Origin of the sequence: Lysobacter sp. Root916 (assembly GCF_001429785.1) — a bacterium.
In the GTDB taxonomy this organism is placed as follows: Bacteria; Pseudomonadota; Gammaproteobacteria; order Xanthomonadales; family Xanthomonadaceae; genus Lysobacter.
The window spans coordinates 421,072-436,477 of sequence record NZ_LMJF01000013.1; the positions used below are offsets into that span (position 1 = coordinate 421,072).

At 69.3% G+C, this 15,406-nt stretch carries 10 protein-coding genes and 1 pseudogene; 6 read left to right on the forward strand and 5 right to left on the reverse strand.

What is annotated here, in order from left to right:
* Positions 1-46 precede the first annotated feature (46 nt).
* Entirely contained in the window at positions 47-3,505 is a 3,459-nt protein-coding gene (locus tag ASE35_RS14405; protein ID WP_082611288.1) for an amidohydrolase family protein, read from the forward strand.
* 237 nt (positions 3,506-3,742) lie between these two features.
* The gene (locus ASE35_RS14410; protein WP_056181303.1) at positions 3,743-4,087 is read left to right on the forward strand and encodes a hypothetical protein; all 345 of its coding nucleotides are present in this window, start codon (positions 3,743-3,745) and stop codon (positions 4,085-4,087) included.
* A 300-nt stretch (positions 4,088-4,387) separates the two neighbouring features.
* Here the strand turns inward: ASE35_RS14410 and fghA are convergent, their stop codons facing one another.
* The 4 genes from fghA to ppc all read right to left on the reverse strand — a co-directional run bounded on the left by fghA (position 4,388) and on the right by ppc (position 9,622).
* A complete protein-coding gene (gene fghA, locus ASE35_RS14415; protein WP_057164278.1) occupies positions 4,388-5,218 on the reverse strand; it encodes an S-formylglutathione hydrolase in 831 nt (276 codons plus the stop codon).
* 1 nt (position 5,219) lies between these two features.
* Positions 5,220-6,329, reverse strand: a complete 1,110-nt coding sequence (locus ASE35_RS14420) for an S-(hydroxymethyl)glutathione dehydrogenase/class III alcohol dehydrogenase (RefSeq protein WP_056181306.1) — start codon at positions 6,327-6,329, stop codon at positions 5,220-5,222.
* Between the two features lie 79 nt (positions 6,330-6,408).
* A complete protein-coding gene (gene frmR / locus ASE35_RS14425) occupies positions 6,409-6,684 on the reverse strand; it encodes a formaldehyde-responsive transcriptional repressor FrmR (protein ID WP_056181038.1) in 276 nt (91 codons plus the stop codon).
* Positions 6,685-6,883: 199 nt separating this feature from the next.
* Positions 6,884-9,622: a phosphoenolpyruvate carboxylase gene (gene ppc, locus ASE35_RS14430; RefSeq protein WP_057164335.1), complete on the reverse strand. Its 2,739-nt coding sequence runs from the start codon at positions 9,620-9,622 to the stop codon at positions 6,884-6,886.
* Between the two features lie 174 nt (positions 9,623-9,796).
* Between ppc and ASE35_RS14435 the strand changes: the two genes are divergently transcribed.
* A complete protein-coding gene (locus ASE35_RS14435) occupies positions 9,797-10,561 on the forward strand; it encodes a tetratricopeptide repeat protein (protein WP_057164279.1) in 765 nt (254 codons plus the stop codon).
* Positions 10,562-10,915: 354 nt separating this feature from the next.
* On the opposite strand, the gene ASE35_RS14440 is transcribed toward ASE35_RS14435, so the two are convergent.
* Positions 10,916-12,253, reverse strand: a complete 1,338-nt coding sequence (locus ASE35_RS14440) for a glutamate--cysteine ligase (RefSeq protein WP_157489495.1) — start codon at positions 12,251-12,253, stop codon at positions 10,916-10,918.
* A 212-nt stretch (positions 12,254-12,465) separates the two neighbouring features.
* On the opposite strand from ASE35_RS14440, the gene ASE35_RS14445 reads away from it, so the two are divergent.
* The 3 genes and pseudogenes from ASE35_RS14445 to ASE35_RS22080 form a co-directional block, all read left to right on the forward strand.
* On the forward strand, positions 12,466-14,058 hold the full coding sequence (locus ASE35_RS14445) for a peptide ABC transporter substrate-binding protein (RefSeq protein ID WP_157489484.1): 1,593 nt from the start codon (positions 12,466-12,468) through the stop codon (positions 14,056-14,058).
* Complete coding sequence (locus tag ASE35_RS14450; RefSeq protein ID WP_056181047.1) at positions 14,055-14,972, forward strand: ABC transporter permease subunit; 918 nt, start codon at positions 14,055-14,057, stop codon at positions 14,970-14,972. The genes ASE35_RS14445 and ASE35_RS14450 overlap by 4 nt, the downstream gene beginning before the upstream one ends.
* 57 nt (positions 14,973-15,029) lie before the next feature.
* Positions 15,030-15,224, forward strand: a pseudogene (locus ASE35_RS22080) (DUF2007 domain-containing protein); the annotation flags it as partial.
* Between the last annotated feature and the right edge of the window lie 182 nt (positions 15,225-15,406).

Below are 15,406 nucleotides of genomic sequence, written 5' to 3' on the forward strand. Positions count from 1 at the left end.
CGCCGCGCGGGTTAGGCTCGGACCTCGTCCAACCGAACCCGACCCGATGCCCAGCCACCGCCTGCTCGTCCTCGCGCTCGCCAGCGCCCTCGCCGCCACACCGGCGCTCGCCCAGAACCCGCCGTCGCCGCAGCCGGCGCCGCAACCCGCGCCGCAGGACAAGGACAAGGCCGACAAGCCGCGCGATCAATTGGAGCAGGATGCCCTGGACCCGGCCGGCAACGATCCGGCGCGCGCATCGGCCCAGACCGCCAAGGGCGCGAGCAAGCCCGGCGAAGCCAAGGACGAGAAGAAGTGGGATGTGTCGGCCGCGCACGGCCCAACCAAGAGCGTGCGCTTCGAGACCGACGAGGGCACGTGGATGGACGTGGACGTCTCGCCGGACGGGCGCGAGCTCGCGTTCTCGCTGCTGGGCGATCTGTATCGCCTGCCCATCGGCGGCGGCGCCGCCCAGCGCGTGACCAGCGGCCCGGCCTGGGACGTGCAGCCGCGCTATTCGCCCGATGGCCGCGAGCTGGCTTTCACCTCCGACCGCGGCGGCGGCAACAACCTGTGGCGCATCCGTACCGATGGCAGCAATCCGGTCCAGGTAAGCAAGGAGGACTTCCGCCTGCTCAACAACCCGGCCTGGACGCCTGACGGGCGCTATCTGATCGGGCGCAAGCACTTCACCGGCGAACGCTCGCTGGGCGCCGGCGAGCTGTGGCTGTACCACGCCTCCGGCGGCGGCGGCCTGCAGCTGACCAAGCAGAAGAACGACCAGCAGGACCTGGGCGAACCGGCGGTCTCGCCGGACGGCCGCTACGTCTATTACTCCGAGGACGTCACCGGCGGTCCTTCGTTCCAGTACAACAAGAACGTCCACGACACGATCTACGCGATCAAGCGTCTGGACCGCCAGACCGGCAAGAGCGAAACCCTGATCTCCACCGCCGGCGGCGCGGTGCGGCCGCAGCCCTCGCCCGACGGCAAGTCGCTGGCGTTCGTGAAGCGCGTGCGCGACAAATCCGTGCTGCACGTGATGGACCTGACCAGCGGCGAAGTGCGTCCGGTCTGGGACGGTCTCTCGCACGATCAGCAGGAGGCCTGGGCGATCTTCGGCCCCTACGCGAACTTCGACTGGACGCCGGACTCGCGCGCGGTGGTGATCTGGGGCCAGGGCAAGCTGTGGCGCGTGGACATGGCCAGCGGCAAGGCCAGCAACGTCCCTTTCACCGCCCAGGTCGATCAGACCGTGACCGCGCCGTTGCGCTTCGAGCAGACCCTGGACGAAGGCCGCTTCTCGCCCAAGATGATCCGCGATGTCGCCACCAGCGCCGACGGCAAGACCCTGATCTTCCACGCCGTCGGTCATCTGTGGCGCAAGCGCCTGCCCGACGGCACGCCCGAGCGCCTGACCCGCGACGACAGCCATTACGAGTACCAGCCCAGCTTCAGCGCCGACGGCCGCAAGCTGCTGTACACCACCTGGTCCGATCAGGACCTGACCGCGATCTACGTGGCCGATGCCAGCGGCGGCGGCGCGCGCAAGCTCAGCCGCGAACCGGGCTTCTACTACAGCCCGCGCTTCTCGCCCGACGGCCGCCGCATCGTCTACAGCAAGAGCGGCGGCGGCGGGCTCACCGGCAGCCTGTGGTCGCGCGATCAGGGCGTCTACGTGATGGCGGCCGACGGCGGCGCGGCGGTGCGCGTGGCCGAGAGCGGCGAGTCCCCGCAGTTCAGCGCCGACGGCACGCGCGTGTACTACCTCACCGGCGGCGGCCTGAAGAAGAAGCTGATGTCGGTGGGCCTGCACGGCGAGGACGCACGCGAGGTTTACAGCCTGAAGTACGTCGACTCGGTCAGCATCAGCCCGGACGGCAACTGGATCGCCTTCACCGAACTGTTCAACGCCTACGTCGCGCCGCTGGTCGCCACCGGCACCGCGGTGGAGCTGTCCAAGGACAGCAAGGCCATGCCGGTCACCCAGGTCAGCGCCGACGTCGGCAGCTACCTGCACTGGAGCGCGGATTCCGAATCGCTGCATTGGATGGTCGGCGACCGCTACTACTCGCGCGATCTTCGCCAGAGCTTCGCCTTCCTGCCCGGCGCGCCCAAGGAACTGCCCAAGCCCAGCAACGAGGGCGGCATCGCGGTCGGCCTGAGCGTGGCCGTGGACGCGCCCAAGGACACGGTCGCCTTCACCCATGCGCGCATCGTCACCATGCGCGATGCCGAGAAGACCCAGGAAGTGATCGAGGACGGCACCGTGGTGGTCCGTGGCGACACCATCGTCGCGGTCGGCCCTTCGGCCTCGGTGAGCATCCCCGCCGGCGCGCGCAGCATCGACGCCAGCGGCAAGACCATCGTGCCGGGCTACGTCGACGTGCACGCGCACGCCGCGCACTTCGGCCAGGGCGTGGTGCCGCAGCAGAACTGGGCCTACTACACCAACCTCGCCTTCGGCGTGACCACCATGCACGATCCCTCGGCCACCACCGAGTTCGTGTTCTCCGAAGCCGAGCTGGTCAAGACCGGGCGCATGGTCGGCCCGCGCGTGTTCTCCACCGGCACCATCCTGTACGGCGCCGACGGCGACTTCAAAGCCGTGGTCAACTCGCTGGAGGACGCGCGCAGCCACCTGCGCCGGATGAATGCCAACGGCGCGTTCTCGGTCAAGAGCTACAACCAGCCGCGCCGCGAACAGCGCCAGCAGATCGACCAGGCCGCGCGCGAGCTGGGCATGCTGGTGGTCGAGGAGGGCGGTTCGACCTTCCACCACAACATGACCATGGTGCTGGACGGCGTGACCAGCGTCGAACACAACCTGCCGGTGGCGCCGCTGTACAAGGACGTGATCGAGCTGTGGCGCCAGACCGACGTGCGCAACACCCCGACCCTGGTGGTGAGCTACGGCGGCACCTCGGGCGAGTACTGGTGGTACGCGCGCGATAACGTCTGGGAAGACAAGAAGCTCAACCGCTTCTTCCCGCGCGAGACCCTGGACGCGCGCTCGATCCGGCGCGAGATCGCGCCGGACTGGGACTACTGGCATATCGAGGTCGCCAAGTCGGCCAAGAAGATGCGCGACGCCGGCATCAAGATCCAGATCGGCGGCCACGGCCAGTTGCAGGGCCTGTCGCCGAACTGGGAGATCTGGTCGTTGACCCAGGGCGGCTTCAGCAACTTCGAGGCGCTGCGCGCGGCGACCATCGACGGTGCCGATCTGCTCGGCCTGTCCAAGCAGCTGGGCTCGCTGGAAACCGGCAAGCAGGCCGATCTGGTGGTGTTGAACGACAACCCGCTGCAGAACATCCGCGCCACCGCCGACACCCGCTATGTGATGGTCGACGGCCGCCTGTTCGACGTAGACGCCGACATGGCCGAGATCGGCAACCGCGCGGAGAAGGCGCCGAACTTCTATTGGCAGCGCCATCGCGACGGCCAGACCTTCGGCGTCGAGTTCGGCCCGACCGCGGTCTGCCATTGCCCGAAGGGGCATGGCGCGCACGTGCACGAGGACTGAGGCGGGACCCGTGCGGCGGCGCGGCGCCCGTGGCGTCGGGCCGCCGCGCCGGGAACAGGCTTGCGCCGGAGCCCCGGGACGGGATCGTCCGGGCCCGCCGCGCGCGGGCGCTGGGGCCGGCCTAAACCCGCCCCAGGCGGACCGCCGTCGCAACGCCGCGGATTCGACGCATGCCGTTCACAAACCACGCATGTTCGGCGTCCTAGGCTAGGGCCAGTTCCCGCACGAGACGCCATGATGGCCACCCGTTATTACCTCAGCCTTCCCGACGCCGAGCGCGCGCGCGGCAGCGAGCCCTCATTGTCGTTCTCCGCGGTCAGCGCCGAGGGCTTCGCCGAGCAATTGCAGGATGCCTTGCGGAACGATCGCCTATTCGAACGCTGGCGCGCGCTGCAGCCCGACCCGGACGAGGTCGACGCCAGCCTCGGCGCCACCGACCCCGGCGCCACCGTCGACGGCCAGCAGGACGATCTGCACATCGATCTGGTGTTGACCTCGACCATTCCCGGCACTGTGCTCAAGCACCGCATGCGTTTGCTGGCGGGCACGGGGTGGGAGCTGCGGGATGTGACGGCGGCTTGAGGGGCTGGGGCTTGGCAGGCTCAAAAGCAAATCCCCCCTACCCCCCCTTTTTCAAAGGGGGGAACTGTACATCGAAGGGGAAACAGCGCCTCGAAAGGGGAACTGCACATCGAAGGGGAAACAGCGCCTCGAAAGGGGAACTGCACATCGAAGGGGAAACAGCGCCTCGAAAGGGGAACGGCACCTTGACGGGAGCGAACCGCGCCGCCGCTTGTCTTCCCCCTTTGAAAAAGGGGGATTGAGGGGGATTTGCTTCGCGGACGTCGCAGGTTCAAATCCCGCCCCCGCTACCAGCTTCGCTTACCCCCGCAATGCCGCCGCGTGATGCGCGATGTGCTCGCCGATGAAGCTGGCGATGAAGTAGTAGCTATGGTCGTAGCCCGGCCGCAGGCGCAGTTGCAACGGATGGCCCGCCTTCTCGCAGGCCGCGCGTAGCCGTTCGGGTTTCAGTTGCGTGGACAGGAACTCGTCGGCCTCGCCCTGATCGATCAGCAGCGGCAGGCGCTCGCGTGCCTGCGCGATCAGCTCGGTCGCGTCCCATTCGCGCCAGGCTTCGCGGTCTTCGCCCAGGTAGGCCGCGAAGGCCTTCTCGCCCCAAGGCACCTGCGAGGGCGCAACGATCGGCGAGAACGCCGACACGCTGCGATAGCGGCCGGGGTTCTTGAGGGCGATGGTGAGCGCGCCGTGCCCGCCCATCGAATGCCCGCTGATGCCTCGCGCGCTGGTGGTCGGGAAGTGCGCATCGACCAGCGCCGGCAATTCCTCGACCACGTAGTCGTACATGCGGTAGTGCTTGGCCCAGGGCTCGCGGGTGGCGTTGAGGTAGAAGCCGGCGCCCTGGCCGAGGTCATAGCCGTCGGCATCGGCGACGTCGGCGCCGCGCGGGCTGGTGTCGGGCACGACCAGGATCAGACCATGCTCGGCGGCGTAACGCTGCGCGCCGGCCTTGGTGATGAAGTTCTGCTCGCTGCAGGTCAGGCCCGACAGCCAGTACAGCACCGGGCAGGCTTGGTGCTGCGCCTGCGGCGGCAGGTAGACCGCATAGCGCATGCTGCATCCGAGCGCGCTGGAATCGTGCTGCCAGACTTCCTGGCGGCCGCCGTGGCTGGCGTGGGCTTCGCTGCGCTGCATGTCAGTAGTGGATCACGGTGCGGATCGACTTGCCCTCGTGCATCAGGTCGAAGGCTTCGTTGATGCGTTCCAGCGGCAGGGTGTGGGTGATGAAGGGATCCAGGTCGATCTCGCCCTTCATGGCCTGCTCGACCATGCCCGGCAACTGCGTGCGTCCCTTGACGCCGCCGAAGGCCGAGCCGCGCCAGACCCGGCCGGTCACCAGTTGGAACGGACGCGTGCTGATTTCCTGGCCCGCGCCGGCGACGCCGATGATCACCGACTCGCCCCAGCCCTTGTGGCAGCACTCCAGCGCCGAACGCATCACGTGGACGTTGCCGATGCATTCGAAACTGTAATCCACGCCGCCGTCGGTCATCTCCACCAGCACCTCCTGGATCGGGCGCGCATGTTCGGTCGGGTCCACGCAATCGGTCGCGCCCATCTGCTTGGCCAGCGCGAACTTGCCGGGATTGGTGTCGATGCCGATGATGCGGCCGGCCTTGGCTTGCACCGCACCCTGGATCACCGCCAGGCCGATGCCGCCCAGGCCGAACACCGCGACGGTGTCGCCGGGCTGGACCTTGGCGGTGTTGTGGACCGCGCCGATGCCGGTGGTCACGCCGCAGCCGAGCAGGCAGACCTTCTCCAGCGCGGCCTCGGGGTTCACCACCGCCAGCGAGATCTCCGCCACCACGGTGTATTCGCTGAAGGTGCTGCAGCCCATGTAGTGATGGATGGGCTGGCCGTTGTAGCTGAAACGCGAGGTGCCGTCGGGCATCACGCCGCGGCCCTGGGTGGCGCGCACGGCCTGGCAAAGATTGGTCTTGCCCGACAGGCAGAATTTGCACTGCCGGCATTCGGCCGTGTACAGCGGGATCACGTGGTCGCCGGGCTTGACGCTGGTGACGCCTTCGCCGACTTCGACCACCACGCCGCCGCCCTCGTGGCCGAGCACGGCCGGAAACAGGCCTTCGGGATCGTCGCCGCTGAGGGTAAAGGCATCGGTGTGGCAGACGCCGGTGGCGACGATGCGCACCAGCACCTCGCCCTTGCGCGGCGGCTCGACGTCGATCTCGACGACCTGCAAGGGCTGTCCGGCGGCGAAGGCGACGGCGGCGCGACTTTTGATGACCCGGCTCATGGGGATGACACTCCTGCGTTTGCGGGCGGCGACGCGATGCGGCGCCGCGGGTTGCGTGGGAACGGACTCATTTCAGATACGAGCGCACCAGCGCGGCGACTTCGTCGATGCTGGCGCTGCGGTTTTTTTGCGAGGACACGGCCTGGCCGAGCTCCTCGCGGATATGGCTTTCCAGCACTTCCGACATCAGGCCGTTGATCGCGCCGCGGATCGCGGCGATCTGCTGCAGCACGGCCGCGCATTCGCTGCCCTGCTCCAGCGCGCGCTCCAGAGCCTCGGTCTGGCCCTTGATGCGGCGCACGCGGGTAAGGACGCGCTTTTTCTCTGCCGGAGAATGGGGCATGGCATGGCCTCGGACGACGAGCGCTGGATACTGGGGGATAGTATCAAAGGCCGCGCGCAGAAGGGCGCGTATCCCCGCGCTGAAGTTCAACCAGCCCCGCGGCGCTGCCAATCGGCGCCGGACACACCACGATTCCCCCCTTTGAAAAAGGGGGCTAGGGGGGATTTGCTTTTAGAGCGCGCGCAGCTACTCGGCGCGCTCAGCCGGTGTTCTGCACGCCGGCCGCGATGCCGTTGACGGTCGCCACCAGCGCTTGCTGCAGGGCGTCATCGGGGCGACCGGCAGCGCGCCAGCGCGCCAGCAGATCGACCTGGAGCAGGCTGATCGGATCGACGTAGGGATTGCGCAGGCGGATCGACTGGCGCAGGCGGTGGTCGCCCACCAGCAGCTCGCGACTGCCCTTGATCGCCAGCACCGCCTCGCGCGTGCGCTGGAACTCGGCGGCGATACCCGGATGAAAGCGCGCATGCAGATCGCCTTCCGGCAGCGCCGCGGCCAACAGCGAGTAGCGCTCGAAGATCGCCGGGTCGGACTTGGCCAGCACCATTTCCAAATCGTCGATCAGGGTGGTGAAGAACGGCCAGTCGCGCGCCATTTCGGCCAGGGTCTCGCGGCCGTGGCGCGCGAGCGCCTGCTCCAGCGCGGTGCCGACGCCGTACCAGGCGGTCAGGCCGGCGCGGTTCTGCGACCAGGCGAACACCCAGGGGATCGCACGCAGCGAGCCGATATCGCCAGCGCCCGCGCGCTTGGCCGGGCGCGACCCGATGCGCAGGCGTTCGATCACATCGATCGGCGTAGCGGCACGGAAGTAGGCCGGGAACAACGCGTCTTCGTGCACCAACGCGCGATAGTGCGCGCGCGCGGCCAGGGCCAGCTCGGAGGCGATCGCGCGCCAACCCGCTTCGCGCGGTTCGGGCGGGCGCGGGCGCAGGGTCGCGCGCAGCACCGCGCCGGTGGTCTGTTCCAGATTGCGCAGCGCGATCGCGCGGATGCCGTACTTGCGGTGGATCACCTCGCCCTGTTCGGTCAGGCGCAGGAAGCCGTCGACCGAACCGCGCGGCGCGGCGATCACCGCGCGCTCGGTTTTGCCGCCGCCGCGGCTGATCGAGCCGCCGCGGCCATGGAAGAAGGCGATGCGCACGCCGCTGTCGTGCGCAAGGGCGGTCAGCGCGACCTGGGTCTGCTGCAGCGCCCAGCGCGAGGCCAGCATGCCGCCGTCCTTGGCGCTGTCGGAATAGCCCAGCATCACCACCTGGCGGCCGCCGCGCGCATCCAGATGGGCGCGGTAGACCGGGTCGGCGAACAGCGCGCGCAGGGTGTCGGCGGCGGCGTCCAGATCGTCGACGGTTTCGAATAGCGGCGCCACGTCCAGCGGCACGCGTCCGGCCGTGTCCACGCAGCCGGCGGTGCGTGCCAGCGCGAGTACGGCCAGGGCGTCGGCGGCGCTGCGGCTCATGCTGACGATGTAGGGCCCGAACGCACGCTCGCCGTAGCGTGGGCGCAGACGCGCGACCGCGCGGAACACGTCCAGGCTGGCGCGCGCGGCGCCGTTGCCGTCGCTGCGCGGCGGCGCGCTGCCGTCGAGCAGGGCATGCAGGCGCTGCGCACGCTCGGCCGGCGCGCGCGTTTCCCAGTCCGCATCGCCGAGCAGCGCGGCCAGCGCGGCGTCGTGGGTGGCCGAGTCCTGGCGCAGATCCAGGCTGGCCAAATGGAAGCCGAAGCATTCGGCGCGGCGGCGCAGACGGCGCACCGCGAAGCCGCCGGCGTGGCCGCCCTGATTGGCGTTGAGACTGTCTTCGATGGCGGCGATGTCGGCCAGGAAGGCGCCCACGTCGGGATAGCCGTGCACGCTCTCGTCGGCGGTGGCCTGCAGGCGCGCCGACATCAGACTGAGCAGGTTGCGGTACGGCATGTCGGCGTGGCGCGGCTTGAGCGCGGCGGCGGCCTTGGGCAGCAGGTAGCTGTAATCCTCGACCCGCGCGAGCACGGCTTCGTCGACCTTCACCCGCGTCACCGACTGGCTCAGCAGTTCGCCCAGCGCATCCAGATCGCGCCGATACGCGCGCAGCACCAGCGCGCGCTGCCCGGCCAGGGTCGCGGCGACGGTGTCGGCGCCGACGTTGGGGTTGCCGTCCATGTCGCCGCCGACCCAGGTGCCGAAGCCGAGCACGTCGGGCAGCGCCGGCGTGTCGCCATAGGCTTCGCGCAGCGCTTCCTCGAACATTTCGTAGAAGACCGGCAGCACCCGATAGAGCACGTCGGACAGGTAGAAGCCGACGTGCTCGAACTCGTCGGCCACGCTGGGCTTGGCCGCGGGCGCTTCGGCGGTCTGCCAGCTGGCGGTCAGGGCCAGGCGGATGCGCTCGCGGTCGGCGCGGCGCTCCGGCGGGGTGCGGCCGCGGTCGATGTCGGCGACCAGGCAGCCGACGATCTGGCGCTCCTTTTCCAGCAGCGCGCGCCGCACCGCTTCGGTGGGGTGGGCGGTGAACACCGGCTCGATGCGCAGGCGCGGCAGCAGTTCGGCCAGCTCGGCGGCGCCGACGCCTTCGTGCGACAGCGCCAGCAGCACGTCGCGCAAGCCGCCGGGCTGCGCGGCCGCGCCGCTGCGCTCGTAGTCGCGGCGGCGGCGGATGCGGTGCACGCGCTCGGCCAGGTTGACCGCCTGGAAATAGGTGGCGAAGGCGCGCACCAGGTCGGAGGCCTGCTCCAGGTCGATGTCGGCCAGCGCATCGGCCAGCGCGGCGATCGGGCGGTCGGACTCGCGGCGCCGGATCGCGGCGCGGCGCAGGCGCTCGACCGCGTCGAGAAAGCCGGGGCCGCGCTGCTCGGCCAGGATCTCGCCGACGAGGGCGCCGAGAATTTTGACGTCTTCGCGCAGCAGGGCATCGGTGGGCGCGAAATCGACCGCGCGCAGGGGTTCGTCGCTGGTGTCGGTCATGACATTCATGCGGCTAGGCTATATCAGCAACTTGTGCGTTGCAGCAATTTCGATGCGATCGATTTGGTTGCATTCGTAACGATCTGCGGCACACATTTCGCGCCAGGCGCCGCGCTAGCCAGAAGCCCGGCGGCGCCCGACACTATTCTTCTATTACCGGTCGGGGGAGACCGTATGCCGTTCCTGGGTTTGGGCGTCCACGTGCTGGTGGCGCTGTTCTTCGCCGTACACGCGGTGCGCAGTGGGCAGGAGCGTTATTGGCTGGGCATCCTTTTCATGTTTCCGCTGCTGGGCAGCGTGATCTACGCGCTGACGATCTGGCTGCCGGAGATGCGCTACAGCCGCCATGGCCGCGCCCTGGTCGGCGGGGTCAAGCGCGCGCTGGATCCGACCCGCGAATTGCGCGAGGCCCAGGACGCGTTCGAGGATTCGCCCACCACCGACCGCCGCCTGCGCCTGGCCGATGCCCTGCTCGCCAGCGGCCGCGCCTCGGAAGCGGCCACGCATTACGAGTCCGCGCTCAAAGGCATCCATGCCGACGATCCGGACATCCAGGTACGGCTGGCGCGGGCGCTGCTGGAATGCGGCCACGCGCGGCGCGCGCGCGAGATGCTGGACGAGCTGATCAAGCGCCGACCGGAGTTCCGCTCGCTGGACGGTCACCTCACCTATGCGCGCGCGGTCGCGGCCGAAGGCGATCGCGCCAAGGCGCGCGAGGAGTTCGAAGCGCTGGTCGGCTACAGCAGCGGTTTCGACGCGCATGCCTACTACGCGCAGGCCCTGGTCGGCTGGGGCGAGCAGGAATCCGCGCGTGCGCTGTGCGAGCGTGCGTTGGCAAAGGCGAAGCGTTTGCCGGTTTACGCGCGGCGTATCAACAAGCCGGCGCTGGATCAGCTCAAGCAGTTGTCTAAGCAGCTGATGACCGGGCCGGCGGGCTGAGGCGCGCCGCCTGCTGTTGCTGTTGCTGTTGCTGCCTTTGCCGTCATTCCCGCGAAAGCGGGAATCCAGTGCCTTCAGCGCGGTGGTTCGCCGCTGTGCAAAGGTCCAATGCAGGAATCGGCTTCGATTCAACGACGCGATACGCCGGAACTCAATCAAGTCACTGGATTCCCGCCTTCGCGGGAATGACGAGCCAAAGCAGACGGCCAAGACATTGCAACGACGGCGCGGCAATGACTAGAAAGAGCGGCTCCCTCAGCCTGCAACGACGGCGCGGCAATGACTAGAAAGAGCGGCTCCCTCAGCCTAAGTAGGATGCGGTAAGCCGAAGGCGCACCGCAATCGAGTCCAAATTCAGTAAGCGAACTCGCTGAACACCGGATCCACGCTGCCGTCCCAGGCGCCATGGAACAGCTCGAGCTTGCGCTCTGCCGGGGTCTGGCCGCGCTCGACGAACTCCAGCAGCGGGTCCAGGTAGATCGATTCGTCGGCGCCGTTGCCGTTGAGCTTGCCGCGCCGGCGCAGGCCGTGCGCGGAAATCTCCAGCGCGCGGCGGGCCAGATCCAGCACCTTGCCGTCGCGGAACGGCAACTGCAGCGCGTGCTTGGGCACGCCGTCGCGCAGGGCGTGGCGCTCCTCGGGCGTGAAGTCCAGGACCAGGTCCCAGGCGGCGTCGAGCGCGCTGGCGTCGTACAGCAGACCGACCCAGAACGCCGACAAGGCGCAGATGCGGTTCCAGGGGCCGGAGTCGGCGCCGCGCATCTCCAGGTACTTCTTCAGACGCACTTCCGGGAAAGCGGTGGTGGTGTGGTCGGCCCAGTCCTTCAGAGTCGGTCGCTGGTCGGGATAGGCCGGCAGCTTGGCGTCCATGTAGTCGCGGAACGACTGGCCGGCGGCATCGATGTAGCGGCCGTCGCGGTAGACGAAGTACATCGGCACGTCGAGCAGATAATCGACGTAGCGCTCGTAACCGAAACCGTCCTCGAACACGAAATCGAGCAGGCCGGTGCGGTCGCGGTCGGTGTCGGTCCAGATGTGCGAGCGGTAGGACAGATAGCCGTTGGGCTTGCCCTCGGTGAACGGCGAATCGGCGAACAGCGCGGTCGCGATCGGCTGCAAGGCCAGCGACACGCGGAACTTCTTCACCATGTCGGCTTCGTCGCGCACGTCCAGGTTGACCTGCACCGTGCTGGTGCGGGTCATCATGTCCAGGCCCAGGCTGCCGACCTTGGGCATGTACTCGCGCATGATCTTGTAACGGCCCTTGGGCATCCACGGCATTTCGTCGCGGCGCCACTTGGGCTGGAAGCCCATGCCGAGGAAGCCCAGGCCCATCGGCTCGGCCACCGCGCGCACTTCGCGCAGGTGCTGGGCGGCCTCGCAGCAGGTGTCGTGCAGGGTCGCCAACGGCGCGCCGGACAGCTCCAGCTGTCCGGCCGGTTCCAGCGATACCGAGGCTTCGTCGCGGGTCAGCGCGATCACCCGACCGTGCTCCTCCACCGGCGCCCAACCGAACTGGGTCAGACCCTTGAGCAGGGCTTCGATGCCGCGCTCGCCGTCGAAGGTGGGCGGGCGCAGGTCGTCGGTGCGGTAACCGAACTTCTCGTGCTCGGTGCCGATCTTCCAGTCGTCGTCGTGGCGCACGCCGGACGCGAGGTATTCGATCAGCGCGGTGCGACCGCCGCTGGCCATCGGCGGAATCGGGACATCCTTGACCTGGCTGGGACCGGACACGCGCACCTCGTTCGTCGACACCCCGCTGCAAGGCGGGATGCCTTGCTCGCGCGCCGCCGTTGCGACGCGCGGAAGGCCCTGGCGTCCTGCGACGCTCCGGCCCGTACCATTTCCGGGGATATGCGGCCACTGACCTACAATCACCAGACCCTGGCAGTGTAGCCCTCGCCTTGCGCCGAACAACGTCCGTCCTGCAACGCTATGGTTCGGCCCTGCTACTGGCGCTGATGCCGCTGACCGTGCCTGCCCAGACCCTGGAGCGCGGCAACGGCCCCGAGCCGAGCACGCTGGATGCGCACCGCTGTCAGGAGGTGGCCTGCGGCAACGTGCTGCGCGACCTCTACGAGGGCCTGGTCACCGAAGACGCGCACGGCCGTCTGGTGCCGGGCATGGCGCAGCGCTGGACGGTGTCGGCCGACGGCCGCACCTGGACCTTCGCGCTGCGCCCCGACCTGCGCTGGAGCAACGGCGAAACGCTGGACGCGCCGCAGATCGTCGCCAGCTTCCGGCGCGCGTTCGAACCGGCGACCGCGGCGCCGTTCGGCGAATTGTTCGATGCCCTGGAGAACGCCCAGGCGGTGCAGGCCGGGCGGCTGCCGCCCGGCGCGCTGGGCGTGTCGGCGCCGGACGCGCGCACGGTGGTATTCCGCCTGCAGCGCAGCGCGTCGTTGCCCGCGCTGCTGACCCTGCCGATCGCGTTCCCGGTCTACCTGCCCGCGGTCGAACGCCACGGTGCGCAGCACACCCGGCCCGGGCGGCTGGTGTCGAACGGCGCTTACACGCTCGCCGCGTGGACGCCGCAGGCGAACCTGCTGGTGCAGCGCAACCCGCGCTTCCACGACGCGGCCCGGGTCGCGATCGCGCAGGTGCGCTACCACGTGACCGAGGACGCGGCCGCGGAACTGCAGCGCTTCGCTGCCGGCGATCTGGACATTACCGAGGTGGTGCCGCCGCAGCCGCTGGCCGCGCTGCGCGCGCGCTTCGGCGAACGCCTGCGCCTGTCGCCCTATCTGGGCGCGTTCTGGCTGGGCATGAACCTGACCCGGCCGCCGCTGCGCGACGCCCCGCAGTTGCGCCAAGCGCTGGCGCTGGCGATCGATCGCGACAAGCTCACCCGCCACGTCACCGGCCTGGGCGAGACCCCGGCCTACGGCATCGTGCCGCCGGGCATCGCGGGTTACACGCCGGCGTCGGCGCCCTGGGCCGGCTTGAGCCAGGCGCAGCGCGAGGCGCAGGCGCGCGCGCTGTACCGCGCGGCCGGCTATTCGGACGCTCAACCGCTGGTGATCGAGCTGCGCTACAACACCTCCACCCCGCACCGCCGGCTGGCGTTGGCGGTGGCGGCGATGTGGCGCCAGACCCTGGGCGTGCAGGTGCGCCTGCGCAACGAGGAATGGAAGGTGTTCGTGCAGAACCGCCGCCAGCGCGCGATCACCCAGGTGTTTCGCGGCGGCTGGATCGGCGACGTGCCCGATGCGCGCAACTTCCTGGCCGCGTTCGGCAGCGACGGGCCCCTGAACTGGAGCGGCTACGACGACGCCGGTTTCCGCGACCGTCTCGCGCGCGCCGACGCGGCCAAGAGCGAGGCTGCGCGCAATGCCTGGCTGCACGCGGCCGAGACCCGGCTGCTGAACGCCGATGCGGTGATTCCGCTGTACTACTACACGTCCAAGCATCTGGTCGGCGAGCGCGTGCGCGGCTACGAATCCAATGCGTTGGACCGGCACGCGAGTCGTTGGCTGAGCCTGGAGGCCACGCCATGAAGCGCTGGGCCTCGCGCTTGTTCGAAGCCGTGCTCACGCTGTGGCTGCTGGCGACGCTGTGCTTCGTACTGCTGCGCGCCGCGCCCGGCGGCCCCTTCGACACCGAGAAGGCGGCGCCGCCGGAAGTGCAGGCCGCGCTGGCGGCGCAGTACCGGCTCGATCGCCCTCTGCCCGCGCAGTACGCGGCCTGGCTGGGCGATGTGGTACGCGGCGACCTCGGGCCTTCGTTCCAATACCCCGACTACCGCGTGACCCAACTGATCGCCAGCGCGCTGCCGGTGTCGATGCTCAACGGCGGTCTCGCGCTATTGCTCGCCTTGATCCTGGGCATACCGCTGGGCACCTGGGCCGCCTTGCGTGCCGGGCGCTGGACCGACCGCGTGCTGATGTTCGCGGCCGGCCTTGGGCTGGCGATTCCCAAGTTCGTCGCCGCGCCGCTGCTGGTGCTGCTGTTCGCGGTAAGCCTGCACTGGCTGCCGGCCGGCGGCTGGGGCGGCTGGAGCCACGTGGTGTTGCCGGTGATCGCGCTGGCCTTGCCCAACATCGCCTACTGCGCGCGCCTCACCCGCGCCTCGCTGCTGGAGACCTTGTCGGCCGACTACCTAAAGGCCGCGCGTGCGCGCGGCTTGTCCGAAACCCGTCTGCTGTTGGCGCATGCGATGAAGCCCGCCCTGCTGCCGGTCGCGGCCTGGCTGTCGCCGGCGCTGATCAACGTAGTCACCGGCTCGGCCGTGGTCGAGCAGGTGTTCGGCATCCCCGGCATGGGCCGCTACTTCGTCCAGGGCGCGCTCAACCGCGACTACACCCTGGTGCTGGGCGTGGTGCTGGTGGTGGGCGCGCTGATCGTGGCGATCAACGCCCTGGTCGATGCCTTGCGCGCGGCCATGGACCCGCGTTTGGCGGAAACGAACTAGCCTCGCCGTAAGACTCGCTCCGCGACCTGCAGCCCTCGTATCGCCCAAAGGATCCTCATGAAAATCGTCTACCGCGCCGCGCATTCCACCGACGCGCACCTGGTGCGCCAGCTGCTGGAGCACGAAGGCATGACCGCCTTCGTCAACGGCGGCCTGCTGGAAGGCGGCGCCGGCGAGTTGCCGATGAGCGGACTGGTGACGGTGTCGGTGGCCGACGAGCACGAAGCGCGGGCGCGGGAAGTGGTGCGCGAATGGGAAAGCATGCCGGTGCCGCCGGACGACGAGGACGAGGGCGCCGCGCCCGCCGAGGTCGCCGCGGCGACGCCGCAAAGGCGTAGCTGGGCGCCGGTGCTGGTCGCGGCCCTGCTCGGCGCCGCGTTCGGCGCCGCCCTGACCTGGAACGCGATGCGTACCCGCGTCGACGTCCTGGCCGA